The organism is Thioclava sp. FR2, assembly GCF_051200875.1.
Classification (GTDB): Bacteria; Pseudomonadota; Alphaproteobacteria; order Rhodobacterales; family Rhodobacteraceae; genus Pseudotabrizicola.
The window spans coordinates 2,932,124-2,955,921 of the sequence record NZ_CP195191.1; the positions used below are offsets into that span (position 1 = coordinate 2,932,124).

Genomic DNA, 23,798 nt, shown 5'->3' on the forward strand with positions numbered 1-23,798 from the left:
ATTACCTCTCGTCGGGGGGCGGGCTGCTGCCCGTCTGGTCCACGGCTTGCGCCAGACCCGCGCGGCTGACGCGGCGGGGATCGGCATCGAAGATCAGGCCCAGCTGATCGAAGAGGGCGGCATACTTCTGCCATTCCTCGACCACCTCGCGCGGGTCATAGCCACGCCGGGCGATCTGCTGGGCCGGGGTGGAGAACCCGGCGCGGACCTCCATCAAGTCGGCGGTGACGTCCTGCAGCGGGTTCACGCTCTCGAACCTGGGCGGGGCCCATTCGACGGCGATCTCGGGCTGGGGCAGGGCACCGGCCGTCCAGGCGGCCTCCATCACCCAATCCCAGATGCGCTGGCAGAACATCGGGATCACGACCTGCCATTGGACCGCTTCCACCATCCGGCGGAATTCATGCAGGCCGACCCGCGAGGAGGCGAAGTTCACCTGACTGAGATCGCCGGTCATCAACTCATAGGGCACGCGGAACCCGGCCGAGATGATGTGCTGCTGCACCCGGTTCCATTCGTAGATGCCCGAGGTCGAGGCGGGCGTGTTGAACTTGATGTCCTTGCCGTTCCGGACATAGCCGATCAGGCCTGGTTCGAACTGTTCGATGCGGTTGCCATCGGCATCCTGCACCACCGGCGCCATGGATTGCTGGTCCTCGTCGGCGCCAAAGACGAAGCCGACCATCGAGGCCTCGATCTTCTTGCGGACCAGTTCTGCGGTTTGCCAGTCGCCCAGTTCTCGGAGCGCCCGCATTGCAGGCACCCCCCAAGGCACACCACGGTTCTGCACCCGCTGGCGTTCGAAGAGATGCGCCACCCCTTCCGCGCCAACCCGGAGCGATTCAAATCGGCGGCCAAAGACCGGCATTGCATCGCCGGGGTGATCGGGGAACATCCAATACCCCCGGCGGCGGCCCAGCGCGTCATATTCGATGCCCTGGACGATCCGCCCACCATCCGGCCGGTTGTCAAACTTTGCCCCGTCGAGGTGATCGGCCTCGTTGAGCTGGATCTGAACCGGGGCAGCGAGTCGGTCATTGGCCCGGCGGCGACGGCGCAGGGCAAAGACCTCGCCGCCTTCGATCATCTCGCGCACGGCGAGGGCAGTCAGGCCGTGGAAGTCGGTATGTCCATCGGCATCGGCCCGCGGCGCCCAGCGCTTCCAGAGGTCGTCAGCCAGCTTGTTCAGTGCCGGATCGGCCGCCGCCGCCCGGGGGCGAATGCCGGTGCCGACGATGTTCGACACCAGTACCTGCACAGCCTTTGCCGCGAGGGGATCATTGCGCACGAGATCGCGCATCCGGTCGCGCAACGCGCCGCCTGCGACGGCGATTTCCGCATCTGCGGCCGTCGATCCGGCGCGCCAGCCTTCCGTGCCACGTCCGCGGGCGGCGGCGTCATAGCCGCGCCGCAGATTGGCGATCGCCACCCGGGCCGCATAGCGCCGGGCGGCCGTGCGGGGCGCGATAGTGGCCACGATCCGATCGATTACGCCCCAAGGCACATCAGGCGGGGTCGGTTTCATGTGCGGCCCCGGCTGAAGCTGGCCTTGCCCGCCACGGGGCGCGACCCGCTGGAACTGGTGGCCATCTGGCCTTCGATGAAGCGGATGCGGGCGAGAAGATCGGCCGCATTGCCATAGGTCAGGCGGCGCCCATCGTACTCCACCACCAGCGCACCTGCGGCATAGGCGCGGCGCAGCGCATCGAGTTCAGCTTGCGAGAAGGACATCAGAGCCATTTTCCACGTCGGGGCCCGAGCCAGCCGGTTGGCCGCTTCGGGGCAGATTGCGGTTGCGGTCGGTCAGGTTGACCGGCAGGGGTGGTGGCAGGCCTCGCGGGCCCGATCTGTTCTTCCAGCGCTTCCCAGCGCGCGTTGTCCCAGCGATCGATCCCCATCAGCCAGGCGGCGGCGCGGGCATAGACCCGGCAATCGAGGGCCTCATTCCGTTCCCGGGTCTGTTCCCATTCGAGCTTCTGATAGCCGGTGCGGGTTTTGCGGGTGACGAGCTGCTCGGAGGTCAGCTGCTTCACCCATTCGGCCGTGGTGCCCTTCGGGATGTGGACAAAGCCCGCAGGCCAGTCGGCCCCGGCCGCCCGTTCCTCGTCGGTCGGGGCCGCGAGGCGCAGGAAACGGTAGGTCTCGGCCTTGAACACGGCCCCGGCCACTTTCCAGAGCCTGACCCCGCGGCGCAGTTTGCGACCGCCTTCGGTGGTTTCGACATAGGTCGGCCCGTCCACTGGTGTCGATCGGTCGAACCCGGCCACGCCCTTGATGGCGATCACCTGCCCAAGCCCCGCCTGCCGCACCCAGGCATAAACCGCGTCTGTCGTGGCGCCGTCGCCGGAGTCGATCGCCACCCGCGCCAAGGCCATTCGGGCGCCGGAGGCGTGTTCCCATGTCATGGCGAGGAATTCATTCAGATTGGCCCAGACGTCGGCCCGGGCTGTATCGCCTTCCAGAACCACATGATCGACGAGCCATGACCGCAGGTTTCGGCCCCAGCCCCAGACGTCGATCTCGATCCGATCACGCTGGACGTCGATCCCAGCCGTCAAGATCAGCACACCGGAAGGAGCCCGGCCCACTTGCCAATCCTCGCGCCGCTCATAGAGGCGCTGCCAATCCGGTGCCTCGCCGCGTTCCGCCCAGGTTTCGCCGAGCACGGTGTTTTTCACGGTTTTCAGGGCGGAGTCATTGCCCTGCGCCTGATCCCAGCGCCGCGCGATCTCCTCCCAGGACAACCAGCCGAGTGGGGAATAGAGCCCCGAGATATGGAACCCGATCACCCCGGCGGTTTCGGCCGAGGCCTGAACATCGGGGGCGGCGGTCGGCAGCCAATCCGCTCCGTTTTCCTCGTCCATCATCCAGGTCTTGTGCCGTTCCGCGATCGGGGCCTCGCAGTGTTCGCAGAGATAGGCAGCGGTCTCCGGCCGTCCCTTCTCCCAGCGCAGCCGTTCAAACTTCAGCCATTGCAGCCCGCCGCAATGCGGGCAGGGGACGTGATAGCGGCGCTGGTCGGTCAATTCGAACTCCCGCTCGATCCGGCTGAGGCCCTTGATCGTAGGCGTCGAGGCCAGGAAGATTTTCTTGCGGTGGCCAAAGCTGTCGGTGCGGGCTTCAGCCAGCGCCACCGGATCACCTTCGCCCTCAAGGTCGCCCGGATAGGCATCGACCTCGTCTAGAAAGAGCCAGCGCGCAGGCATCGATCGCAGGCCGACGGCCGAGTTTGCCCCGGTCAGCACCAACTGGCCGCCGGGGAAGCGCTTCGCCAGAACCGTGTTTCCAGCGTCGCGCGATCGGGCGGGCAACACCAAGGCCCGCAGATCGGGGCTCTCCTCGATCAGGGGCTCAATCCGCTGCTGGCTGAGGCGCTTGGCCAGATCGGTCGTTGGCTGCACCGCCAGGATCGGTCCCGGCGCGCGGTGGATGCAGAAGCCGATCCAGTTGTTTCCGGCCTCTGTCGCGCCAACTTGGGCGGATTTCATGAACACGACCCGCTGCGCCGGGTTGTTCGGTGACAGCGCCTCCATGATCGCCTTGAGGTAAGGCGTGCGTGACGTCCGGTAGGGTCCGGCCTCCGATGCTGCCCGCGACGACAGGATGCGGTGCCGATCGGCCCATTCGGCCACGGTCTGCGCCGGATCGGGCGCCAGACCCCGCGCCCAGGCGACGGCGATATCCTCGGCCCCCTCGAAGCTAGCGAAGTTCAACTTTGACCTCCGACATTTCCGCCAGATGGCGGCGGAGGTAGCGCATCAGCACCTGCTCCACGGCATGCGGCTCGGCCCCGAGTTCGGCGGCGATGTCGGCCGCGACACGGGGCGGCCAGTTTAGCCAGGCATCCCGTTCCCGCCGTGCCAGATCGAAGACCATTGCCGTGGCCCGGGCGCGATCGACGACCTCGCCCTTCATCTTCTGCAACCGCACCCGGGCGGTCTGGGCTTTCAGCACCTCATTCGCCATCCGCGCCTTGACGAAGGACACCTCGCCGCCCTCGGCACTGGCGCCGCCAGGATCGGCCCCGGCCTCGGTCAAGGTTTCGGCGACGGCGGCAAAGGCCTGCCGTGGCACTGCCTTGGTGCCCGCCACGGCACGCGTTGCGGCTGCTGTGCCGCGGCCCAGATCCCGAGCATGTGCGCCGCGCTGTTTCGCCGGATCGGTCGAGGCGTCCCACATCGCATCGGCCTTGGCCGCGTCGATCGTGCCGTCGGCTTCCGTCGTGATCCGCCCCGTGGCGATTGCCTTGCGCACGGCGCTTTCATGCACCCCGCGCAAGGCGGCATAGGCGCGCCGCGACAGCCCCATCTTGCGACATTCTCCAATTAAGTCAGTGATTTGGACTTGCTCTTCGGGCGGTCTCGGCAATGTCTGCGACACCTTGAAACGGAGGTTTCCGATGCCCGCCAAGACCCACGCCATCACCGGCCACGAGGCCAATTGCCTCGCCGCCGCCGACCACTTCATCGCCTGCCGCGGGTCGAAACCCGCGACCCGCATCCGCGCCCGGTTTGACCGGATCGATCAGGCCGAGGCCTTCGCCGCGACCTTCGGAGACAGCCGCACCATGATCTACGCGGTGACCGCAGAAGGCCGCTCCGCCCACATCAAGAACGCCTGAAGGAGGCCCAGATGTTCACCAATTTCTCCGCCGTCCAGATCAACCGCCTCGCCCAGCCCCTGAGCGAGGCCCCCTTGGGGCGCAGTGCCAGCGTGGCCGCCGCCGCCGAACGGTTCGAACGCCTGCTGGCCGCCAGGATCGGGGCGGATCGGGCGCCCAAAGCGGTCAAGTCGATCCTGACCGCCCCGGGCTTCGAGACTGCCGAGGGGCGGCTGGTGGCCGAGATCGACGCCTGCGAAGCAGCGGCGGCGCCACCGGCCGCACCGGAGCAAGCCCACGAACCGACCACGACTGCTGAACCGCAATCAGCCGCCACTGCCGAGCCGATCGTTGAAGCCATCCCTGCCGCGCCCAGCGCCCCGCGTCGCCGCCGGGATGCTGACATCGAGGCCAAGGCCCGGCAGGGCGAACTGCCCCCGCCGCCCGACTTCTCGGCTGCGACCCACGCCCGGTTTCGGGCCAAGCTGGCCGCGCTTGTGGAACTGGTCGGGAAGGCCGACGCCACCGGCCTGCGCGCCATCCCGATCAACCCGGTTTCGTCCAGCCCGAAGGCGCTGGCCCGCTACCGCGACCTCGCGGTTCTGGCGATCGAAGCCCGGGAGGGCCGGGCATGAAGATCATCCGCAGCTTCGAACCCGGCGACCGCTATCGCCATGATTTCGACCTGTGCACCTGCGCCCGGGGATGGGCGCAGGTTGATACCGCCCAAGACGCCTCGTGGTTCGGCACATGGGCCTCACCCGCTGAACGCACCATCCTCAACTTCGCCGAGGGCGATGTCACCCGTACCGTCTGCGACACCGACGAGGAATTCGCCGCCACCCTGCGCGAGATTGATCAGTGGAACCGGGATCACGGCTACGGCCCAGTCCGCATCGATCCCGGCTTCGATCCGGCGCTGAAGGAGGCGTTCGAGGCGCTCGGGCTGGGGTGTATGCTGCATTGACTTTTAGGAGTTGTTGTGGCTTTTCAAGAAGTACTCTTGGGTCCTGCCAAGAGTGGCTCCTACCTAGTAGGAGTATTTGGAGGGTTGGCAGAGCGGTCGATTGCAGCCGATTGAAAACCGGCCAGACGCGGAAGCGTCTCACGGGTTCGAATCCCGTCCCCTATTCTGGCCCGCTCCGGCTGTTGCTGTCGAGCGGGTCAATTCATTCCCGGGCCAGCGGCGCCACGTTCCAGAACAGCACCCGCCCCGGGCCGCGCTTGGCGAGGCACAGCTCCCAAGCCTTCGCGTCATAGTGCGGATCGGCTGGGAACGGCACAGCCAGCGCGGCGCGGTCGCTGAACTTGCGGGGGTGGACGTGGATCGTGGCCCCGGCAACCTCGCGCGGGGTGAGGTCGCGGCCGATCTGGACGACGTGGCGGCGGGCTTTTGGCCAAGCGGCGGCGAGGCCGCGTGCGAGGACGCCGGAACCGGCGGCGCACCAGACCTCTTCGGGATCGAAGGCGGCCAGGCGGGCGGCGGCGGCGATGGCCTCAACGGCGCCGGGGATGTCGGCGCCGAAGGGGATCAGGCTGGCGCCGGTGTTGCGGCAGTATTCGCGGGCACGGGATTGCACGACCGACAGATAGCCCGGGCTGATCGGCACGACCTTTGCGCCGAGGCGAGAGGCCTCAAGCGTGCGGGGATGCGGCCGGGTGCGGGCGGCGACGAAGATCGTGGCGCGCTTGCCGAGGCGCCGGGCGACGGTGGCGATCGCGGTCTGGGCGCCACCTTCGGGCGGGCTGGCATAGACGGCTTCCTGAACGCCCTCGAAGACCTGCGCGATGAAGCGAGCCTTGGTGCCGCCGGGGAAGAGATCGTCGCGGACAACGGCAATGCCGTGGTGCATCTCAATGATCGGGGCGGTCATTGGTCGTCCTCCGGGTCGGCTTCGTCGTCGGTGTCAGGCCCTTCGATCTCGCCAAACTCCACCGGCCCGCAGGCCTCGGTCGCCTTGCGGGGGTCTCCCTTGCAGAACACCAGCACGTTCTGGTGGGTCCGGCCGAGCTTGCGGGCGGCGGTGAACTGGCGGCCGACCCGGATGGGCAGGGAACCGACGGCGGTGACGAGGATCGCGTCGTTGTAGAACCGGGCACCGGCGGCCTCGAAGGCTTCGACCGTCAGGCCGGGCAGGTTGACGAAGAAGCCGCCCTCGTCGCGCACATCGCCGATCACCCAGACGGCGAAGCGGTTCGGCCGAAGCCGGGCGACGGCCTGCGCGATGATCTCGGCCTGCGCTTTCAGGAAATCGGCCAAAGGCATGTTGGAAAGGTCCGAGGGGTCATCGGAATAGCGTTCAAGGTTCCAGTAAGGGGGGCAGCTGAACACCAGATCGGCCTCGATGCCAGCGGCCAGCCGGGCCAGATCGCGGGAATCCCCTGCAATCCAGCGAGGCGCCGGGTCGCCCGCCAGTTCCGCCTGCGCCTGGTTCGCGGCCACCTGTTCGGCGCGGAGTTCGATGCCGACGTAGGGTCGCCCGAGGCGGGCCGCGACGATGCCGCGGACGGAACCTCCCGCGAAGGGGTCCAGCACCGTGCCGCCCGGCGGGCAGAACCAGCGATAGGCGATCTCGCAGAGGACTGGATCGAAGATCGAGGTGCCCGAGGCCGTGGGCGCATCGGAGGCGGCATAGTGATCGGCCAGGAATTCCTCTGTCGTCAGGTCCCGGCCGAGCTCAGCCTCCTTGGCGCGCTTCTTGGCGTAGAAGGACGGGTCGCCAGAGGTGTGCGACGGCATAAGCACGCCGCCATTCTGCGGGGCGGTCGGTTGCGGGGTGTGCCCAGCGCCGACCACATGCTCGCCGCGCATCAGGTCTTGGCCAAACGTGCGGGCGGGGCCCTTAGCCATGGGCGGCCTCCTTCCGGGTACGCTTGCCCTTCTTGTGGCGATAGTGGTCGATGTCCTTGTGGATCGGCGCCGGGTCGGCGGTTCCCATGCCGGGGACGGCGGGGAAGGATTTCTCGCCGGACCAGCCGCGATCGAGGGGGCGGGGCGCACCGCCGGGGGCAGCGCCGCGGCCGAGTTCGGAACGAATACCCAGATCCAGCCAGGCGCGCTTGCGATCCTGCCACCAGCCCTTGCGGGCCTCGAAGACCGAGAAGGGTGGGATGCCGAAGCGTTCGGCGAGGTTCGCCGACGGGGCAGGAGCCGCCGCGCTGCCGCCGCTGCCTTCAGCCTGGGGGTCTCCTTCACCGCCGCCCATCCCGAACCCCTCGAACCCGGCCATGATCTCGTCGAGTTCGGTCTCGTCAAAGCCGATCAGGTCCAGATCGAAATCCGCCTCGCGCAGCGCCGCCAGTTCCGACCGCAGCAGGTCGTCATCCCACCCGGCGTTTTCAGCGATGCGGTTGTCGGCGATCACCAGCGCCCGGCACTGGGCTTCGGTCAGATGGTCCAGCACGATCACCGGCACTTGCGGAAGGCCCAGCGCCTTGGCGGCCATCAGGCGGCCATGGCCCGCGATGATCACCTCGTCCTCGCCGATCAGGATCGGATTGGTGAAGCCGAACTCGGCGATCGAGGCCGCGATCTGGGCGATCTGATCCTCGCTGTGGGTCCGGGCGTTGCGGATATAGGGGACCAGCCGGTCAACCGGCAGCATCTCGATCTGAAGCACGGGTGGGGCCTTTCGGAGGGGGTCGGTTGAGGGCTGCGGCCTGAGATGCGCACCCGCGCACCCAAAGCGCGCACCCACGGCGCGGACCCAGATTTTTGTTCTGTCACTAGCGGTTAGTCGTGCCTAGGCCCCCCGCATACGTCTCCCTTCCGGGAGAACCTAACGCGGGGGGCCTGCCGGGAGCGGCGGCGGGAGCAGGAGTGAGGCCGTGGAGTGAAGCGATCCGTCGCTTGCACCCTTCGCCATCTTGCCTTCTTTATGCGTCAAAACCCGGGAAAGTGTCGCGCCCGAAGTTCGACGGATCGGGCCGGTTGTCCTCGGCGTCCGCGCCGCTTTCGCGCGGGGTTGTGCGGGTGGTTGCGGTGAGGGGTTTTGCGCCCTTGCCTTTGCCCTTTGATTTGTCGAGCTTTTCCAGCTTCTTCGAGATGGTCAGCAAAGCGGCCACCCAGCGGCGCCAGGCAGTCGATCGCACCACCCCAGCCCTGATGCAGACCTGCCGCCAGCGGGCACCCTCGGCCCGAAGCCAGACGATCCGCGCATCCTCGGGGTTCAGCATGAGGAGCCAGTCGAAGCATTCCTCCATCCGGCTGATCGCGGCCGCGCTGGGGATCACCCGCATGGGGCGTTCCGGTGTATAGCCGTAGGCGTGCTTGGCATCGTGCACCACCGGCGGCCAGGAGCTGCCATAGCCGCGGGGGCGGTCCTTCTCGGGTAGGTTCCTCAGGGTGTAGGCGGCTTCTTCGAGGCGATCCTCGATCTCGCGGGGCGTCAGGCGCAATGGGGGCTCCTTCGGGGCAGGGGTGCGGATCAGTAGATTTGGTGGGCGCGCAGGGTGGCCTCGGTCACAAGGCCCGCCCGCAGCAGGGCATCGCGCTGGGTGTTCGTGACGGCGCTAGGCGGCACGTAGGCCCCCGAGTTCAGCCAGGCGGCCAGGCGCGCCAGCCGGTCCTCGGGGCTTATGGATGGGCCTCCAGGCGCAACGGCAGGGCCAGCGCCAGCTTCCCCAGCATGTTTCGCCTTAGCCGCTAGGGCGGTCCGCTTGGCGTGCCGCGCCGCGATCGCCTGGCTGAAGTAATCCCACGTCCGGATCGGACTGCCTCGGGGCTTGGCCGTGCGTTCGGTTATCACCGGCAGCACGTCCAGTTCGAGGTCGCAGCCCGCTTTAAGCCATGCGCCGATCGTGGCCGTGGTGGCGGTGATCGCCGCCCTGGCGGCCGGTGCCATGCCCTCTCCGCAGGCGGCCAAGCAGGCGGCTTCTGCCGCGTCCAGATCGGGGCCCTCGTCGTCAGCCCGGCCCTCGCGCGTCGCGCCCGCGTCACGCGCGGTAGTAATTACTGGTTCTTTACTTACAGGGTTAGTGTCCAGATTCTGGACACGGCTTTTCGCGAAATCTGGACACGGCTCTGGGGTCGACCCGTGTCCAGATTCTGGACATGGCTTTTGGGCGAAATCCTCCTCGAAGCCGAGGAAGTACCGGGTTGTCCGCTGGCGTTTCGTGTCTTCGGCGAGGCGCCGTTCGCGGCGGATCAGCCCGGCCTGTTCCAGTTTGTCGAGGTGGGTGTTGAGGCTGGCGCGCGAGATTTCGGCATCGGCCGCCAACTGGTCCTGCGACGGAAAACACCCGTAGTCCGGGTTGTGCCGGTCGCAGAGATGCCAGAGGACGAGCTTGGTCGCAGGCGCCAGCCCGCGCTGCTGGATCGCCCAGTTGGTGGCGCGATGGCTCATAGCGCTGCCGTCACCGTCAGCCGCTTCACGATCGCCTCCATCAGCGCGATGCGCAGATGCGCGTCGTCCTGGCGCATCTTTCCGGCCCGCACCCGGGCCCAGTAGAACTGGCGCCGGAGGTCAAGTTCGCGCTGGGCCTCGGCGATCAAGGCCGCCACCGGAAACCGGCCCTCGGAGGTGAGTTTGGTCATCGGCACCCCCATGTCAGCGCCGCCCGGCCACGGCCTTGTGCTGGCCGGTTTTGCGGGCTTCCTGCTCCTTCAGCCAGTCGCGGACAGCCTCCTTCCGGTAGAGCACTTTGCGGCCGACCCGGACGCAGGGCGGCCCCACACGCCGGGTTTCCCACCGCTGCAACGTGTCGACCGACAGGGCCAATTGCCGGGCCAGTTCCGCCCGATCAAGCCAGCCATCCAGCAGCGCCGGATCGGCGCCTGCCTCCTTCAAGGGATTGGTATCCATGGGTTTCTCCTCGCGCCGCCGCCCCGGGGATCAGGGTCGGTCATCGGCCAGGAGAGGCAAGCACGGGGCAGGGACCGGCGAAGAGGCGGAAACCGGCGGAAAGGAAAAGGGAATTACGCCGCTCCCGTTCAAACGTGGTTCAACCCGCAAAACACGTGCTGCAACCGGCTTGATCGGTGACAGCTTTATGACAATCTGAGGGGGAGCAGTTCACAACAGATTCGCCACAACGTCACCGCGCCCAGAAGGGCGAGGTGCGCCCCTCCTGTGTTTGGGGCGTCCAACAAGAAAGGCGGTGACGGGAGGCAGGTGATGGTGTTTCCGCCCAAGGAGTTCCTGACTGTCAGCGAATTGGCCGCTCGGTGGGAGCGGGCACCTTTGCAGATCATCGATTGGGCCATGAGCGGGAGGCTGGAGCTGATGGTTTCGCTGACAGAGGCGGAATTCCAGGGCGGAGAGGAGTCCGATTACGCCGCCGTCCGCGCAGGCCATGTCCGGCCGCTCTTTCGCGATGCCGGTGATGCGGAGCGCTTTGTCATGATCCGCCGTGCGCGGCCTCCTGGCAGCGACAAGCCGTTATCGATCGTCCATCCGGCCGAGGGCGTAAGGGTTCTATCGACCGACGTCCTGATCCGAACGACCGAGATTGAACGCTTCGAGGAGGAGAACAGCCTTGTGCGCCGGGTTGTGGTCGGGCCGGGCGCCCCCACGCGGCATAGTTGGGAGCGATTCTACGTCGAGATGTGCTGCCGGATTTTCCACGACGGCTTGCCCGACACGCAGACCGAACTGGTGGACGTCATGCAAGACTGGATCATGGATGACCCGAATTGGGGTGAAGCCCCCGATCCGTCCACAATTCGCAAGAAAGTCAAAGTGGTATGGCAGCGGCTCAAGCCGGAATAGCACCCGGCCCGCCCAGCGCCGCCCTGACCGGCGTAATTCCCCGGACCTTTCCGCCGGTTTCCGCCTCTGCGCCGGTTTGGCCCGAATGAGACATTGCTCCGCGCCGCAGGTCGTCGCTGACTGCGGGTGAAAGGAGCGTCACATGAAGGCAAAACTCTCTGAACGCGTTGTAAAGGCTGCGGAAATCGGCAGCCGCAAGTACGTCCTGTTTGACGAAGACACCCCCGGTTTCGGGCTCTGCGTCTACACCACCGGGCGCAAAGGGTTTGTGCTAATCTACCGGATCGCGGGCCAGCAGAAGCGCTTCACCATCGGGGTCTGGCCGACGTGGTCAGTTACAGCCGCCCGGGATGAAGCCAAACGCCTGATCCGCGAGATTGATCGTGGGGATGACCCGCTTGATACCCGCAAGGCCGCCCGGGGGGCGCCGACGGTTAAGGAACTGGCCGAGCGGTTCATCGAGGAACACCTGCCCAAACTGGCCAAGACCAACGCCTCGGATCAGAAGAGCATGCTGGAAAAACTGGTCTTGCCAGAGTGGAAGAACCGCAAGGTGGCGGACATCACGCCCACCGACGTCGATCGCCTGCTGACCAAAATCGCCGCCGGGCGGGCGCGGCCGTCGAAGAAGAAACCCACCCAGAAGCGGCGCAAGAAACTGGCCCCGCCGAAGCCCACGCCGGTGCGGGCCAACCGCGCGGGCGAGATGCTGCGCAAGATGTTCAATCTCGCCATGCTGTGGAAAATGCGCACCGACAACCCTGCCTTCGGGTTCCGCCGTCGGCCCGAGGTCGCCCGCGACCGGTTCCTCTCCTTCGAAGAAATCGAACGTCTGGCCAACGCCCTGGCCGTCGATGAAGATCAGCGCGCTGCCAGCATCATCCGCCTCTGCATGCTGACCGGCGCCCGGCTGGGCGAGGTCCGGACGGCCACCTTTGACCAGTTCAACCTCGACCTCGCCATCTGGACCAAGCAGGCGGCCTATACCAAGCAGCGCCGCATCCACCGCGTGCCGATCTCGCACGAGGCCGTGGCGCTGATCCGCCTGCGCAGGGAAATCGTGCCGAAGGGTTGCCCCTTCCTGTTCCCCGGGGATGTGCCCGACCAGCCGGTCGGTGATCCCAAGCGTTTCTGGCCCAAGATGCAGAAGGTCGCCCAGATCCCCGACGTCCGTATCCACGACCTGCGCCACACCTTCGCGTCCCTTCTGGTCTCCGGCGGTGCATCGCTGGAAATGATCGGTCGCCTTCTGGGCCACACCCAGATCGGCACGACGCAACGCTACGCCCACCTGATCGACGCGCCCCTCCGCGCCGGGGTAAACGCCGTGGGTGAGATGCTGAAGCCGCGCCTGCGGGTGGTTGGCGCCTCCGATTAGGCCGCAGCTCGGAGAAGGCTGAACTGCTCAACCCTAGGAAACACTTCAGGCTGCGCTCGCGAAGGCGTTTATAGGCTTCCGGACAGCTCCCTGCGGTGCAATACTGCCAAATGCAGTACCTTTGCAGCATAGGTAGGAGCCTGGGGTGGCCATCAACAAAACATCGACTCTCACTTTGAGGATCGAGCCGGACCTCAAGGAAGCACTTCGGCAAGCGGCGGCAGCGGAGCATCGCTCGATAGCCAACATGGTTGAAGTGATGATCCTGACCTATTGTGAACAGAAGGAGTATTCCGCTCCGGGTGCAGCAAAGACCAAGACTTCCGGGAGCGGTTCGAATGATTAAGACGGTAAAGCAGGCCTGCGTTTTCAACCCGATCATCAATGATTATCGGATGGCCGAGGGTATTGAAAATCTAGCAGACCTTATTGCGGATAAGGGCGACGGTCGCGAGTTCTTCGCGCGGAACTTTATCACGCAGGGGATGGAGCAACTGTTCAAGGAGGGTATGCTCCGCCTGTCAGGCAAATCTGATCAGGCCGTTTTTGAACTGACACAAGCGATGGGTGGCGGTAAGACCCACATGATGGTCGCGCTAGGCCTTCTCGCGCGCTATCCTCAGCTGCGTCCAGATGTGCTCCCCGCTGATCTGAACAGTCGGGTAGATTTTGGCTCCGCTCGCATTGCGGCGTTCAACGGACGAAATAGCCCTGACAACTATATCTGGGGAGAGATTGCTTCTCAGCTGGGTGCAGCTGAAGCGATCAAACCTTTCTGGGTGAACGGCCCGAGAACAGTCGATCAACGCAAATGGAAGGAAATCATCGGGGACACTCCGACACTCATCTTGCTCGATGAGCTTCCTCCATACCTGCAAAACGCCTCAACCCAGGCCATGGGAAATGGCACGTTGGCCGACATGGTCGTTTACAGCCTTAGCTCTCTGATGAGCGCTGCCCTTGAGTTGCCGAACTGCGCCATCGTGATCGCGAACTTGTCGGGCAGCTACAAGTCTCAGACCAAAGCTTTGGCTGAAGCAATTGAAAACCTTCAGCAAGAGACCCGTAGGCAGGCTATGACTATCACGCCAGTTCAGCTGGCGGGCAACGAAATCTACAAGATTCTCCGCAAGCGGTTGATCGACGAGGTGCCAGATGACCGTGTCGTCTCTGACATCGCGGAAGAGTATGCGCAACAAGTCAAGAAGGCTGAGGATGGCGGATACATCATTGCCTCGAGCATTGAACAGATTGCCGAGCAGGTCCGCGAGACTTATCCCTTCCACCCGTCCTTCAAGAACCTAGTGGCTCTCTTCAAGGAAAACGAAGGATTCCGACAGACTCGCGGCTTGATGCAGTTCACAGCGCGTCTCTTGAAGAGCGTTGCGCAGCGCGAAAGCGATGATGTGTTCCTGATCGGAACGCAGCACCTTGATTTGAATGACTCACAGGTTCGCGACGAGATCGAACGGATCGCACCGAAGTTGCTACCCGCTGTCACAAGGGACATCTCGGATGGTGGGAACGCCATTTCAGAAAAGATCGACGTTGAGTTTGGCTCGGACTCGGCGCGCCAAGTAATGACGCTTCTACTCGCCTCATCGCTATCGCGGGCGGTCGGTGGTCGGATTGGACTCTCCGATAGTGAAATTGTTGAGTATCTTGCCGCCCCATTCCGCAAGCCGGATGAGTTTCTTTCCGCGATTGAGAAGCTGAGAGATCAAGCCTGGTATCTTCACCGTGAAGAGCAGCGTTTCTTCATCAAAGAAACGGAAAACCTCTCAAGGCAGATTGAACGGACGGCTAAGGAGATACCACAGCCCAAAATCGACCAAGCCCTGATCAATCGTCTTACCGGTATTTTGCAGCCTAGCAGTAAAAAAGCGTACCAAGAGCTACAGGTCCTTCCGAAGCTTGACGACATTAGGCTGAGCGGACCTCGAGTGATGATTGTTATCCGCCCTGACGGGCGGGTCCCTCCAAGTGAACTGCAAAACTTCTTTGATTACCAGCAGGACAAAAACAACCTGTTGGTGCTGACGGGGCAAGACAGCCATCTTGCGGATGCGGTGGAAGACCGGCTTCGGGATCTCTATGCAATCGAACAGATTTCGAAGCGGCTGAAGGCTGGCGACACGCTCTTCGAGGAGGCTCGAGACCGTGCTGAGGAGGCGGAGGACCGGTTCAACAAAGCGCTGTCTGCTGGGTACAATCGCCTCTACTTCCCGAGCCTCGAAGAGACGGACGGAAGCGAACGGCTCGTGCCCGTCACGATCGATAACGGCTTGAAGATCGGAGACGGAGATCAATCGGCCGAGAACCAGATTGAGAAACTGCTCTCGAGTCCGCGTGCCAACTACAAGTTGGTCCTGAACCTCAGCGAGAACTTCGCAGAGTACTTTGCAATGGCCGAGGAGTATCTTTGGCCATCAGGTAAGGACAATCGTCGCACGCCTTGGAAGGACGTCGTTAGTCGCGCAAAGAACAACCCAGCTTGGCCTTGGATGCCTGGCTCCGCTGGGATGGATGTCCTCAAGGCAGAGGCGCTGAAGCAAGGCCGGTGGCGCTTGGGGGAAGATGGTTACGTTGAAAAGGGTCCGTTCCCGAAGGAAAAGTGCACCGTCAACGTGACTGTCCAGAGCGTCAGCTCTGAAACCGGGGAGGCAACCCTGGCTTTGACGCCCCGGAACGCTGGCGACAGCCCCATCGTGCACTACTCGCCAAAGCCGGAGGTGTCTGCCTCTGATCCTCAAGTCGAGAACCTTGACAGCTTCTCAACCCTCGAGGGCTCACTCTATTTTTGGGTGCGCGACCCCTCGGGTCGGTTCGAAAGCGGCCCTGCCGTTCGGTGGGTGGCAGACCTCAAAATCCGCCATCAGGTTGAGCCATCGGCTGACAAGCGGAGGATCACCCTGCAATCGACCCCACGCGCATCGCTGACATATACATTGGACGGGTCGAACCCAAAGGACGGCATCGAGTATAAGGAACCGTTCGAGATTGGCTCCGAGGCGGTTCGGCTCTTGGTGTATGCTCGTTCCGGCGAAGCGACCAAAACTGCTGACTTCCAGATCGTGGCCAGCGGAGATCGCAGGGTTCAGATCGACGATGCAAAGCCAGCGCGCCTGCAAGCGAAACGCGTTTCTCTAGACACGACTGACCGGGTCTACGGAGTGATCAACCGTTTTCGAGAGAGCGGAAACACGCGGTTTAAGGGTGTGCGGATTGAGATCGGACAGGGTGAAACGACCGTGACTGTTCGCTTCCAGGAGCGTGAAGTGACCGCGGCTATGATCGAGGGGGTCGTCAACACCCTTCGGCAGGTTCTGAATGAAGATCAGGCACCGGTTGCGATCACAATCAGTGATGGCATTCAGTTCGAAAATGGGTTTGAGGTCAGGGAGTTCGCCAAGATCGCTGGGCTCGAACTTCGACCCGGTGACATCGCACAGGAGGCTTGAGACCACGACATGGCACGACCGGCACGAAAGGCCAGCGACGTTGAAGGGCAGGCTCAGGGCAAACCTGTCAAGCCGACCCTCGGCTTTGGCGTGCCCGCAACTTCGGACCCGCACCACTTCAAGGTGATCATTCCCCCTGCCAACTCCGGGAAGGTGCAGATCAGCGAGTACCTCGGCCTTCAAGCCAGCAGTGACGAGTTCGCGGTGATCGATCGGGTTGTGCTTGATCGTCCCCGATGGACTGAAATCCGAAGTGAGGTGCAGCGTGCCTTCAACGCGCGCCTCAAGGGCCATGATCTGATGACTTCGGCCTGGAAGGTTGGAGAGAACCCAGTGGATCGGCTTCTCGGCAAGGAGTTGTGCGTGCTTGCCTGGGCGGTAGAGGCGATGGAAATGGACCACATCCCGGTCGCTGTTCGAAACTGGCTATCTTTGCGGCCAGAGGAACGCTGGTGGCTCTTCGGCATGACGGCGATGGCAACCGGCACAGCGATGGATGGCGGTCGCGGTTGGCGCTTGGCCCTTCGGCATGCTCTCGGTGATGTCGCTCAAAGCGACCTTTTGCAGCCACGTGCTCGTCGACAGCTCAGCCGATTGGGCGATCGGCCGACGCTCGATCTATTTGATGAAGAGAAAAGATGACCACACTGCAAGCACTTTCTAACCAGGAAGCACCCAGTCTAATTGAAGCGGTTTTTCCCGCGCAGAAGGTCTCGTTTGAGGCGCAGTCTGAACGAAAGGCCGTTGCTGCCCAGACGCTGACGGGCCTTGGCTCATACTGGAAAGGGCGCAAGCCGCTTATCCTAGTTCGTGCGATCATCCTTGGTTCCCTGCTCCCGCAAACAGGTGACAGCGAACGAGATCTAGAGATTTTCGAAAAGCTTATGGCTTTTGATGACCATGGCCTAGCGCGCCGTGCCTTCGCACAAGGCGATTTGAAGCCAAAGCACATCGCAGTCAGAGTTTCACTGTCTAATCCGTGGGACTTCTTCACTTTCACAGGCTTCGACGATCTGCCAAAGGACAGCCGAATCCTGAACGTGGAGTGTCCCTTTGATGCGGATGAAGAGGGCATAAACCTGCGCTGGGCTCGAGATGTGTCAGAGGACACAAAGATTGAGCTGATCGAACGCGCCCTAGCTACCTTTGCGAGCTACGAAGAGAAAGCCAGCCTCTGCAAGCGACCTGAAGAGGTTGATCAGGATTGGCTTTACGCGCCGATCTGGCCTGCAGTGAACGAACACTTTGCTCAATGGGGGGTGTCGGCACGCTCGATCCCGGAGCTGGTGGAGCAAATGGGCATCCTTCGGTTCGGTCGGCGGCCACGGGTTGGCGATACCTTCTCGGGTGGAGGCTCCATCCCGTTCGAGGCTGCCCGGCTGGGTTGCGATACATACGCCGCAGATTTGAACCCAATCGCATGCATGCTCACATGGGGAGCGATGAACGTCATCGGTGCGCCCAAGAAGCAGCGTGAGATGTTCGAAGACGCCCAGAGAGCGGTCATGCTGAAGGTTGACCAAGAGCTGATCAAGCTTGGTGTCGAGCATGATGATAAGGGCAATCGCGCGAAGGCTTACCTGTACTGCCTTGAGACAGAGTGCCCTGAGACCGGCTGGATGGTGCCGATGCTGCCAAGCCGGGTCATCTCGCCCAAACTCGGTGCAATCGCGAAACTAACGCCGGATCACGCCAACAAGCGGTTCACGATCGACGTAGTGAGCAATGTTTCGGCAAAGGAACTGAAGGCTGCAGAGAAGGGCACGGTTGACGACGGTGACCTCGTCTATGAACTCGATGGCAAGACCTATCGGACTCCCGTCAAGACGCTGCGCGGCGACTATCGCGGTGCCGACGGATCAACTCTGAATAAACTGCGTCGCTGGGAGAAATCCGATTTCATTCCGCGGCCGGGCGACATCTTTCAGGAGCGGCTCTATGCCATCCAGTGGATCACGAAGGACTCGATCTACGAGCATCGCCAGAATACTTACTTCCGTGGCATAAGTGACCTTGATCTAGAGAGAGAGCAAAAGGTCGCGGAGCTTGTTGCCAGTAGTTTAGAGACTTGGCAGGCCGAGGGTCTTGTCTCGGACATGGCTATCGAACCGGGATACAATACAAACCAGCCCATCCGTGAGCGGGGGTGGACACATTGGCATCATCTCTTCAATTCTCGGCAAATCCTCTTGCAGGCAATCACCCAGAAGGCCTGGCGTGAATCTGATGCCGCGGCATTGGGCTGGCTGAATCTCGCGAAAATGGCTGATTTCAACTCGCGTCTTTGCCGTTGGGCCACGTCGCAAGGTGGAGGCTTGGGGGGACCTAAGGGGGTCTTTTCGAACCAGGCACTAAACACCTTCTACAACTACGCCACACGGTCTTGGTCCGGGTTTGGTGTCGGTTCGTTCCGGATGGCCGAAGAGCCATTGCCGAACGTCGAGCGAGAGGTGGTGTCCGCTCCTGCCGATCAGCCCGCGCGGCGCTGCGACTATTGGATCACCGATCCTCCTTACGCCGATGCCGTGAACTATCACGAGATTACCGAATTCTTCATCGCATGGCTTCGGAAGAATCCGCCGCCGGAATTCAGTGATTGGATATGGGATTCAAGACGGGCGCTTGTGATAAAGGGCTCGGGTGATGATTTCCGACGCGGGATGGTGGGCGCCTACAGTGCGATGGCCGAGCACATGCCGGACAACGGTATGCAATGCGTGATGTTCACCCATCAGGATACCGGCGTTTGGTCTGACATGGTCGGCATCTTCTGGGCTGCTGGGCTTCAGGTCGTTGCCGCTTGGTACATCGCGACCGAGACGACATCCGAGCTAAAGAAGGGCGGCTATGTTCAGGGCACCGTTATCCTGATGCTGCGCAAGCGCCAGGAAGGGGAACGCACAGGCTTCAAGCAGCGCATTCTTCCTGCCGTTCGGGCTGAAGTCCAGCGACAGATCGAAAGCATGATGAACCTCAACGAAGAGGTGAAGGACAAGCTGGGCGAACCGGTCTTCAATGACTCTGACCTCCAGATGGCGGGTTATGCCGCAGCGTTGAAGGTTTTGACCGCCTACACGCAGATCGGCGGTGAGGATGTGACAAACTTTGCCCTGCGGCCACGGCAGAGCGGTGAGGTCACCGTTGTGGACGAAATCGTCCAGCAAGCGGCCGAGGCCGCGAACAACCTACTGGTGCCCGAAGGCCTTGGCGCAGAGACTTGGGCCCGACTGACGGGCATCGAACGCTTCTTTTTCCGCATGATGGACATGGAAACTACGGGTGCCAAGAAGCTCGACAACTACCAGAACTTTGCCAAAGCGTTCCGAGTTGAAGACTATGCGCGCGTTATGGGCGACATGGCGGCGAACGGCGCGCGGCTGAAAACCGTCACAGAGTTTGCGTCTCGTGACCTCTCGGATAGCACAGAGATCGGGCCAACTTGGCTAGGCCAGTTGATCATAGGGCTTCAACAACTTCTGGCAGAAGTTGAGCCCCAAGTGGTTATTGGCCAAATCCAGGCCGACTTGCCGGAGTTCTTGGAAGCAAGGCCGCTGCTGATCGACATGCTTGCGTTCTTCGAACGAAAAGCCGCTCCGAAGGAAGTGCGCGATGTTGCCGAGGTTCTCGGTGCTCGAATGAAGAACCTTCGTGCGCTTGGACAATGAGTGATGGGGAATTAAGCCAGGCATGACGATCCGCCGCTACTCTTCGCGCACGCACCGCCTGGACCAAACCGTGTTGGTCGAGCACCTGAAGGGCGCACGCAGCTACAAGAGGATCGCGGGATACTTCACCAGCTCCCTTTTCGAAGTGGCTGGTGAGATGCTGGAAGGCATTCCGGAGGTGAAGATCGTCTGTAATGTCGATATCCACCCGGATGACCTGAGGGTTGCCAAGCTCCGAGAGGCCAAGATGCTTGGCTTGTGGAACGAGAACTCTCTAGAAGCGGAGACGTTGCTCAACCGCGACCGCTACCGCTTGCTTGATAGCTTTCTGCAGAAGCACGGGCAGGCCGTTCGGGTCGCCCCCGACGACGTTTGTGGCTTTCTGCACGGCAAGGCGGGGGTAATCGAGCTGGCTGACGGCCGGAAGCTGGGCTTCATGGGGTCGATGAACGAAACCCGAAGCGGCTGGCAAAGGCATTATGAAATCCTTTGGGAAGACGAGTCTCCAGAGGGCGTGGCCTGGATCGAAGACGAGTTCGACTTCCTTTGGCGCGCTGCCAAAGAACTCCCGCGAGCAATCATTCGCGAGGTAAAGCGGCGGGGGTATCGGAGAGAGGTCGACTTTGACGACATCTCCGATCCCGACGAAATCGCCCCGGCCGCACTGATTGAATCGCCTCTTTATCGCGAAGGTTTCTCTCTCCAGCCTTGGCAGCGTGGGTTCGTGACCGAGTGCCTGAGGCACCATGAAAATCACGGTATCGTTCGGTTGCTGCTCGCGGATGAGGTAGGGCTTGGCAAGACCCTGTCCATGGGAACAGCTGCCCTGGTTCTGTGCTTGCTACAGGATCAAAAGAAGGGTGGTCAGAAGCCCATCGTCATCTTTGCTCCCGCTACGCTCTGCGAACAGTGGCAAACGGAAATGATCGATAAACTGGGAATTCCCTGTGCGCGATGGGAAACCCAGCGAAAGGTTTGGTTGGACCACGAAGATCGTGCGATTTCACCGGCAGGTCGAGAACAGATCGCGCGGTGTCCTCTTCGCATCGGTATCGTGTCAACCGGCCTAATGATGCGCGACAGCGACGAGAAGAAGCACCTGATGGGCCTCCGGTTCGGCTTGGTGATCCTCGATGAAGCGCACAAGGCCCGCAGTCGCCAGGGTTTCGGAAGCGACGCAGGCTCACATAATGAACTCCTTGCTTTTGCGAGGGAAATTGCGGCTCGCAGTGAGCATGTGTTGCTTGGAACAGCGACGCCTATCCAGACAAAGCCCGACGATCTTTGGGACCTGATGGGTATTCTTCATCAGGGAAAAGGCAATTTTGTGCTCGGGAACGACTTTGCAAAATGGCATCATCCTGAAGAGGTTCTGCCTCTGATTTCAGGGCAGCAGGAGGCCATAGCGCCAGAGACTGCATGGGAGTTGCTTCGATCGCCTCTTCCGCTCGTGCGTTCGACAATCGAACCTAATGCAAGAAAGCTCTATTCCAATATTCGCCAAGACCTCGGTCTGAACGATGGGCAGAGCGAAACGAACAGGCCGTTCACGCAGCTAAGTATAGAAACGAGAGAGATTTTCGAAGAGGAGCTTGAGCGCCAGATTGCTGGGGCCTCCTTCTTCAAGAGAGAGAATCCGTTCATTCGCCATATTGTTCTGCGAAAGCGTGCAGACCTGGAAGACGAAGGCTTGTTGCCGAGGATCGGCGTAAACCTGCACCCTGATCGGAAGCTCGCACGGGAGGTGCAGCGGTTCGACATTCTTTTTGAAGGCAAAGCTCTTCGCACCACTGACGACTTCCGCGAAGCCTATCGCGAGGCAAGAAACTTTGGTCGGGCGATTTCAAAGCGCGGCAAGGGCAGTGGCTTCATGAAGAATCTGATGGAGCAGCGTATCTGCTCGAGCATCGCGGCCGGTCTCAGCACTGCGCAGACGCTATTGGCGGGTAGGTCTGTCCAGGAAGAGACCGAGGATCAAGTTATTGAACTCAAAGTGGATAGTTCGGAGGAGAAGGTTGTCCTGGAGCGCCTCATTGACCGACTTCGGCGCATAACGACCGACCCAAAGCTTGAAGCGACACTGAGTTACTTGGAGAACGAGAAGTGGTCCAGCCACGGGGCGATCATCTTCAGCCAGTACTACGACACCGCAAAGTGGATGGCGGATGAGCTGGCGAAAAAGTATCCCGATCAGGCGATCGGCCTCTACGCGGGTGCATCAAGAAGCCGTCTCTATCAAGCGGGAGAGAGCGTAAGCATCGAGCGTGAAGTGCTGAAGAAAATGGTCGCTACGCATGGTCTAAAGATCATGGTGGCAACCGACGCTGCCTGTGAAGGCTTGAACCTTCAGACGCTAGGAACGCTGATCAACATCGATCTGCCATGGAACCCGACGCGGCTCGAACAGCGAATTGGCCGGATCAAGCGCTTCGGTCAGGTTCGTGATCACGTTGACATGCTCAACTTGGTGAATGAGCAGACCGTGGACGAAAAGGTCTATGAACGACTCTCCGAGCGGATGAGGGATCGATACAATCTGTTCGGCTCCCTGCCCGATACCATCAAGGACGAATGGATCGATGACATTGAAACCCTTGGAGAGAAGATGGACGAATACATCGACGCTCAAAGGGAGGCCACCGGCTTCGATCTTCGGTATCAAGCGTCATCCGAACCCAGCGAAAAGGACTGGCGAGATTGCAGTGAAGTTTTGTCACGTCGAGACTTCGCGGCGCTGATGCGGGCAGGATGGACGTGATCCAGGTTCTTGGCATGGAGTTTGGGTCAACAATAGGTCAACCGGGCGACCAACGCCGTTCACCGTTTGGGCTACAGCCGCTTCCGTCGGTTGCGGTTGAGAGCGGCGAGGTAATCAAGCGGGATCAATGGGTTGGCGCGTAAGTGGTTGAAATCTAAGGGTCCGATGTTCTCTTTTTGGTCCGCCTCATAACCTGAAGGCCGCAGGTTCAAATCCTGCCCCCGCAACCAAAAGCCGCAATAAAACCAAAGACTTAAATGTTGAGCGTTTCGCTTGTGTATAAGCAAACGCAAACACCTCAACAACAACTCAACGTTACACGAGGCCCCCTACACGGGGGCTTTTTGCGTTCCGGGCGCTGCCGATCAGCCGCCGCGGTCATCCCGGAACGGGTCCATCTGATGCATCCGCTCGTGCAGGATCGTCACGATGCCGACGTCCCCGTTCGCCAGCCGCCGCCAGTACACGAAATGATGCGCGTGCCGGAAGTAGAAGCCATCGACCCCGAATTCCGCCGGAACGGGGCGCGATGCGACTCCGCCCCCTTCGATGCGGTCGAAAGAGGCGAAGAGATCGGTGATGTAGCGGTCCGCCTGGTCCGCACCCCAGCGTTCGCGCGTGTAGCGGTAGATCTCGTCAAGCCGCAGCGATGCGGCCTCTTGGACGCGAATAGCCACGTCGTCAGCCGCGGTTCCGCGCGATCACCTCGGCGGCGGTCAACGGGCGATAGCTTCCCTCTGGCGCTGCGAAGGCTCGAGTCAGTTCCGCCTTCAGGCGCTCGAACGCCTCACGCTCCACCCGCTCCTTGTCGCGGCGGATCAGGTCGCGCACATACTCGCTGATGTTCTCGTAGGACCCGTGCTCGCCCACGTTCGACGCCACAAACTCGCTCAGCGCACCGCTGATGCGGACCGTCATCGTCGTAGTCTGGGACATGGTCGCCTCCGCATGTTTGTATTCAAGATAAGCAAAGATGAACACGGAGGCAAGGCGCGCTATGTTGGCAAACTCCGCATAACCTGCGGAGATAGGCGTGCCTATTCTCCGCACGGGCCGGAAGCAGTGCGCGCAAGCGACTGATCGATGTTGCAGACTACAATGGCCGCGGCACAAACTGCCAGGGCGCGACGACGAGGCCCAGTTCATTGATTCGACTGCAACAACGCCCTTTGCTTGGTTTCCTGATTGACCCCTTTGGGATGTCTGCGCGTGCCATGGCGCTAGAC

General features: G+C 62.1%; 24 protein-coding genes and 1 tRNA gene. 11 read left to right on the forward strand and 14 right to left on the reverse strand.

Features of this window, described 5'->3' with window-relative positions; all coding sequences use genetic code 11:
• Position 1: 1 nt before the first annotated feature.
• From ACSBLW_RS14155 to ACSBLW_RS14170, 4 genes are read right to left on the reverse strand one after another with little or no spacing between them, the layout of a single operon-like run.
• Positions 2–1,525, reverse strand: coding sequence for a phage portal protein (locus ACSBLW_RS14155; protein WP_435257252.1), 1,524 nt, complete (start codon positions 1,523–1,525; stop codon positions 2–4).
• A complete protein-coding gene (locus tag ACSBLW_RS14160) occupies positions 1,522–1,731 on the reverse strand; it encodes a phage head-tail joining protein (protein ID WP_435257253.1) in 210 nt (69 codons plus the stop codon). The genes ACSBLW_RS14155 and ACSBLW_RS14160 overlap by 4 nt, the downstream gene beginning before the upstream one ends.
• Positions 1,731–3,713: a phage terminase large subunit family protein gene (locus ACSBLW_RS14165; RefSeq protein ID WP_435257254.1), complete on the reverse strand. Its 1,983-nt coding sequence runs from the start codon at positions 3,711–3,713 to the stop codon at positions 1,731–1,733. The genes ACSBLW_RS14160 and ACSBLW_RS14165 overlap by 1 nt, the downstream gene beginning before the upstream one ends.
• A complete protein-coding gene (locus tag ACSBLW_RS14170) occupies positions 3,700–4,308 on the reverse strand; it encodes an elements of external origin (RefSeq protein ID WP_435257255.1) in 609 nt (202 codons plus the stop codon). The genes ACSBLW_RS14165 and ACSBLW_RS14170 overlap by 14 nt, the downstream gene beginning before the upstream one ends.
• 91 nt (positions 4,309–4,399) lie before the next feature.
• Here ACSBLW_RS14170 and ACSBLW_RS14175 point away from each other — a divergent pair, with 91 nt between their 5' ends.
• The 4 genes from ACSBLW_RS14175 (at position 4,400) to ACSBLW_RS14190 (ending at position 5,734) form a co-directional block, all read left to right on the forward strand.
• Positions 4,400–4,621 carry a hypothetical protein gene (locus ACSBLW_RS14175; protein ID WP_099649295.1) on the forward strand — a complete coding sequence of 74 codons (222 nt, stop codon included), beginning with the start codon at positions 4,400–4,402 and terminating at the stop codon, positions 4,619–4,621.
• Positions 4,622–4,632: 11 nt separating this feature from the next.
• Complete coding sequence (locus ACSBLW_RS14180) at positions 4,633–5,235, forward strand: hypothetical protein (protein ID WP_435257256.1); 603 nt, start codon at positions 4,633–4,635, stop codon at positions 5,233–5,235.
• On the forward strand, positions 5,232–5,567 hold the full coding sequence (locus tag ACSBLW_RS14185) for a hypothetical protein (protein WP_435257257.1): 336 nt from the start codon (positions 5,232–5,234) through the stop codon (positions 5,565–5,567). The genes ACSBLW_RS14180 and ACSBLW_RS14185 overlap by 4 nt, the downstream gene beginning before the upstream one ends.
• A gap of 78 nt (positions 5,568–5,645) precedes the next feature.
• Positions 5,646–5,734: transfer RNA gene (locus tag ACSBLW_RS14190), tRNA-Phe, on the forward strand.
• A 35-nt stretch (positions 5,735–5,769) separates the two neighbouring features.
• Here the strand turns inward: ACSBLW_RS14190 and ACSBLW_RS14195 are convergent.
• From ACSBLW_RS14195 to ACSBLW_RS14225, 7 genes are all read right to left on the reverse strand, one after another.
• Positions 5,770–6,474, reverse strand: coding sequence for a pyridoxal-phosphate dependent enzyme (locus tag ACSBLW_RS14195; protein ID WP_435257258.1), 705 nt, complete (start codon positions 6,472–6,474; stop codon positions 5,770–5,772).
• Positions 6,471–7,451, reverse strand: a complete 981-nt coding sequence (locus tag ACSBLW_RS14200) for a DNA methyltransferase (RefSeq protein WP_435257259.1) — start codon at positions 7,449–7,451, stop codon at positions 6,471–6,473. Before ACSBLW_RS14200 ends, ACSBLW_RS14195 begins: the two co-directional genes overlap by 4 nt.
• Complete coding sequence (locus tag ACSBLW_RS14205) at positions 7,444–8,220, reverse strand: ParB/Srx family N-terminal domain-containing protein (RefSeq protein WP_435257260.1); 777 nt, start codon at positions 8,218–8,220, stop codon at positions 7,444–7,446. The genes ACSBLW_RS14200 and ACSBLW_RS14205 overlap by 8 nt, the downstream gene beginning before the upstream one ends.
• A gap of 256 nt (positions 8,221–8,476) precedes the next feature.
• Positions 8,477–8,998 carry a DUF6362 family protein gene (locus tag ACSBLW_RS14210; protein WP_435257261.1) on the reverse strand — a complete coding sequence of 174 codons (522 nt, stop codon included), beginning with the start codon at positions 8,996–8,998 and terminating at the stop codon, positions 8,477–8,479.
• Between the two features lie 29 nt (positions 8,999–9,027).
• Positions 9,028–9,945, reverse strand: coding sequence for a helix-turn-helix domain-containing protein (locus tag ACSBLW_RS14215; RefSeq protein ID WP_435257262.1), 918 nt, complete (start codon positions 9,943–9,945; stop codon positions 9,028–9,030).
• The gene (locus tag ACSBLW_RS14220; RefSeq protein ID WP_435257263.1) at positions 9,942–10,136 is read right to left on the reverse strand and encodes a hypothetical protein; all 195 of its coding nucleotides are present in this window, start codon (positions 10,134–10,136) and stop codon (positions 9,942–9,944) included. Before ACSBLW_RS14220 ends, ACSBLW_RS14215 begins: the two co-directional genes overlap by 4 nt.
• A 13-nt stretch (positions 10,137–10,149) precedes the next feature.
• Positions 10,150–10,404, reverse strand: coding sequence for a helix-turn-helix transcriptional regulator (locus ACSBLW_RS14225; protein WP_435257264.1), 255 nt, complete (start codon positions 10,402–10,404; stop codon positions 10,150–10,152).
• Between the two features lie 312 nt (positions 10,405–10,716).
• On the opposite strand from ACSBLW_RS14225, the gene ACSBLW_RS14230 reads away from it, so the two are divergent.
• On the forward strand, positions 10,717–11,310 hold the full coding sequence (locus ACSBLW_RS14230; RefSeq protein ID WP_435257265.1) for a hypothetical protein: 594 nt from the start codon (positions 10,717–10,719) through the stop codon (positions 11,308–11,310).
• On the opposite strand, the gene ACSBLW_RS14235 is transcribed toward ACSBLW_RS14230, so the two are convergent.
• Positions 11,297–11,452 carry a hypothetical protein gene (locus tag ACSBLW_RS14235; RefSeq protein WP_435257266.1) on the reverse strand — a complete coding sequence of 52 codons (156 nt, stop codon included), beginning with the start codon at positions 11,450–11,452 and terminating at the stop codon, positions 11,297–11,299. The two genes, ACSBLW_RS14230 and ACSBLW_RS14235, sit on opposite strands and share 14 nt — an antisense overlap.
• Between ACSBLW_RS14235 and ACSBLW_RS14240 the strand changes: the two genes are divergently transcribed.
• The 6 genes from ACSBLW_RS14240 to ACSBLW_RS14265 all read left to right on the forward strand — a co-directional run bounded on the left by ACSBLW_RS14240 (position 11,453) and on the right by ACSBLW_RS14265 (position 22,572).
• Entirely contained in the window at positions 11,453–12,688 is a 1,236-nt protein-coding gene (locus ACSBLW_RS14240; protein WP_435257267.1) for a tyrosine-type recombinase/integrase, read from the forward strand. It abuts the gene before it with no gap.
• A 145-nt stretch (positions 12,689–12,833) separates the two neighbouring features.
• Positions 12,834–13,034 (forward strand): ribbon-helix-helix protein, CopG family, encoded by a 201-nt coding sequence (locus ACSBLW_RS14245; protein WP_435257268.1) that lies wholly within the window; start codon positions 12,834–12,836, stop codon positions 13,032–13,034.
• Complete coding sequence (locus ACSBLW_RS14250; protein WP_435257269.1) at positions 13,027–16,149, forward strand: anti-phage-associated DUF499 domain-containing protein; 3,123 nt, start codon at positions 13,027–13,029, stop codon at positions 16,147–16,149. The genes ACSBLW_RS14245 and ACSBLW_RS14250 overlap by 8 nt, the downstream gene beginning before the upstream one ends.
• A gap of 9 nt (positions 16,150–16,158) precedes the next feature.
• The gene (locus tag ACSBLW_RS14255) at positions 16,159–16,791 is read left to right on the forward strand and encodes an anti-phage-associated DUF3780 domain-containing protein (RefSeq protein ID WP_435257270.1); all 633 of its coding nucleotides are present in this window, start codon (positions 16,159–16,161) and stop codon (positions 16,789–16,791) included.
• On the forward strand, positions 16,788–19,814 hold the full coding sequence (locus ACSBLW_RS14260; RefSeq protein WP_435257271.1) for an anti-phage-associated DUF1156 domain-containing protein: 3,027 nt from the start codon (positions 16,788–16,790) through the stop codon (positions 19,812–19,814). The genes ACSBLW_RS14255 and ACSBLW_RS14260 overlap by 4 nt, the downstream gene beginning before the upstream one ends.
• Before the next feature lie 22 nt (positions 19,815–19,836).
• Positions 19,837–22,572 (forward strand): phospholipase D-like domain-containing anti-phage protein, encoded by a 2,736-nt coding sequence (locus ACSBLW_RS14265; RefSeq protein WP_435257272.1) that lies wholly within the window; start codon positions 19,837–19,839, stop codon positions 22,570–22,572.
• Between the two features lie 365 nt (positions 22,573–22,937).
• Here the strand turns inward: ACSBLW_RS14265 and ACSBLW_RS14270 are convergent, their stop codons facing one another.
• A complete protein-coding gene (locus ACSBLW_RS14270; protein WP_435257273.1) occupies positions 22,938–23,249 on the reverse strand; it encodes a type II toxin-antitoxin system RelE/ParE family toxin in 312 nt (103 codons plus the stop codon).
• A gap of 4 nt (positions 23,250–23,253) precedes the next feature.
• Entirely contained in the window at positions 23,254–23,508 is a 255-nt protein-coding gene (locus tag ACSBLW_RS14275; protein ID WP_435260119.1) for a ribbon-helix-helix domain-containing protein, read from the reverse strand.
• Positions 23,509–23,798: the final 290 nt, after the last annotated feature.

Excerpts from the sequence above, each read along its gene's own strand:
- ACSBLW_RS14155 (WP_435257252.1), bottom strand. The coding sequence starts at position 1,525 with ATGAAACCGACCCCGCCTGATGTGCCTTGGGGCGTAATCGATCGGATC.
- ACSBLW_RS14160 (WP_435257253.1), bottom strand. The coding sequence starts at position 1,731 with ATGTCCTTCTCGCAAGCTGAACTCGATGCGCTGCGCCGCGCCTATGCC.
- ACSBLW_RS14170 (WP_435257255.1), bottom strand. The coding sequence starts at position 4,308 with ATGGGGCTGTCGCGGCGCGCCTATGCCGCCTTGCGCGGGGTGCATGAA.
- ACSBLW_RS14175 (WP_099649295.1), top strand. The coding sequence starts at position 4,400 with ATGCCCGCCAAGACCCACGCCATCACCGGCCACGAGGCCAATTGCCTC.
- ACSBLW_RS14180 (WP_435257256.1), top strand. The coding sequence starts at position 4,633 with ATGTTCACCAATTTCTCCGCCGTCCAGATCAACCGCCTCGCCCAGCCC.
- ACSBLW_RS14185 (WP_435257257.1), top strand. The coding sequence starts at position 5,232 with ATGAAGATCATCCGCAGCTTCGAACCCGGCGACCGCTATCGCCATGAT.
- ACSBLW_RS14195 (WP_435257258.1), bottom strand. The coding sequence starts at position 6,474 with ATGACCGCCCCGATCATTGAGATGCACCACGGCATTGCCGTTGTCCGC.
- ACSBLW_RS14200 (WP_435257259.1), bottom strand. The coding sequence starts at position 7,451 with ATGGCTAAGGGCCCCGCCCGCACGTTTGGCCAAGACCTGATGCGCGGC.
- ACSBLW_RS14215 (WP_435257262.1), bottom strand. The coding sequence starts at position 9,945 with ATGAGCCATCGCGCCACCAACTGGGCGATCCAGCAGCGCGGGCTGGCG.
- ACSBLW_RS14220 (WP_435257263.1), bottom strand. The coding sequence starts at position 10,136 with ATGACCAAACTCACCTCCGAGGGCCGGTTTCCGGTGGCGGCCTTGATC.
- ACSBLW_RS14225 (WP_435257264.1), bottom strand. The coding sequence starts at position 10,404 with ATGGATACCAATCCCTTGAAGGAGGCAGGCGCCGATCCGGCGCTGCTG.
- ACSBLW_RS14230 (WP_435257265.1), top strand. The coding sequence starts at position 10,717 with ATGGTGTTTCCGCCCAAGGAGTTCCTGACTGTCAGCGAATTGGCCGCT.
- ACSBLW_RS14240 (WP_435257267.1), top strand. The coding sequence starts at position 11,453 with ATGAAGGCAAAACTCTCTGAACGCGTTGTAAAGGCTGCGGAAATCGGC.
- ACSBLW_RS14250 (WP_435257269.1), top strand. The coding sequence starts at position 13,027 with ATGATTAAGACGGTAAAGCAGGCCTGCGTTTTCAACCCGATCATCAAT.
- ACSBLW_RS14255 (WP_435257270.1), top strand. The coding sequence starts at position 16,159 with ATGGCACGACCGGCACGAAAGGCCAGCGACGTTGAAGGGCAGGCTCAG.
- ACSBLW_RS14260 (WP_435257271.1), top strand. The coding sequence starts at position 16,788 with ATGACCACACTGCAAGCACTTTCTAACCAGGAAGCACCCAGTCTAATT.
- ACSBLW_RS14265 (WP_435257272.1), top strand. The coding sequence starts at position 19,837 with ATGACGATCCGCCGCTACTCTTCGCGCACGCACCGCCTGGACCAAACC.
- ACSBLW_RS14275 (WP_435260119.1), bottom strand. The coding sequence starts at position 23,508 with ATGTCCCAGACTACGACGATGACGGTCCGCATCAGCGGTGCGCTGAGC.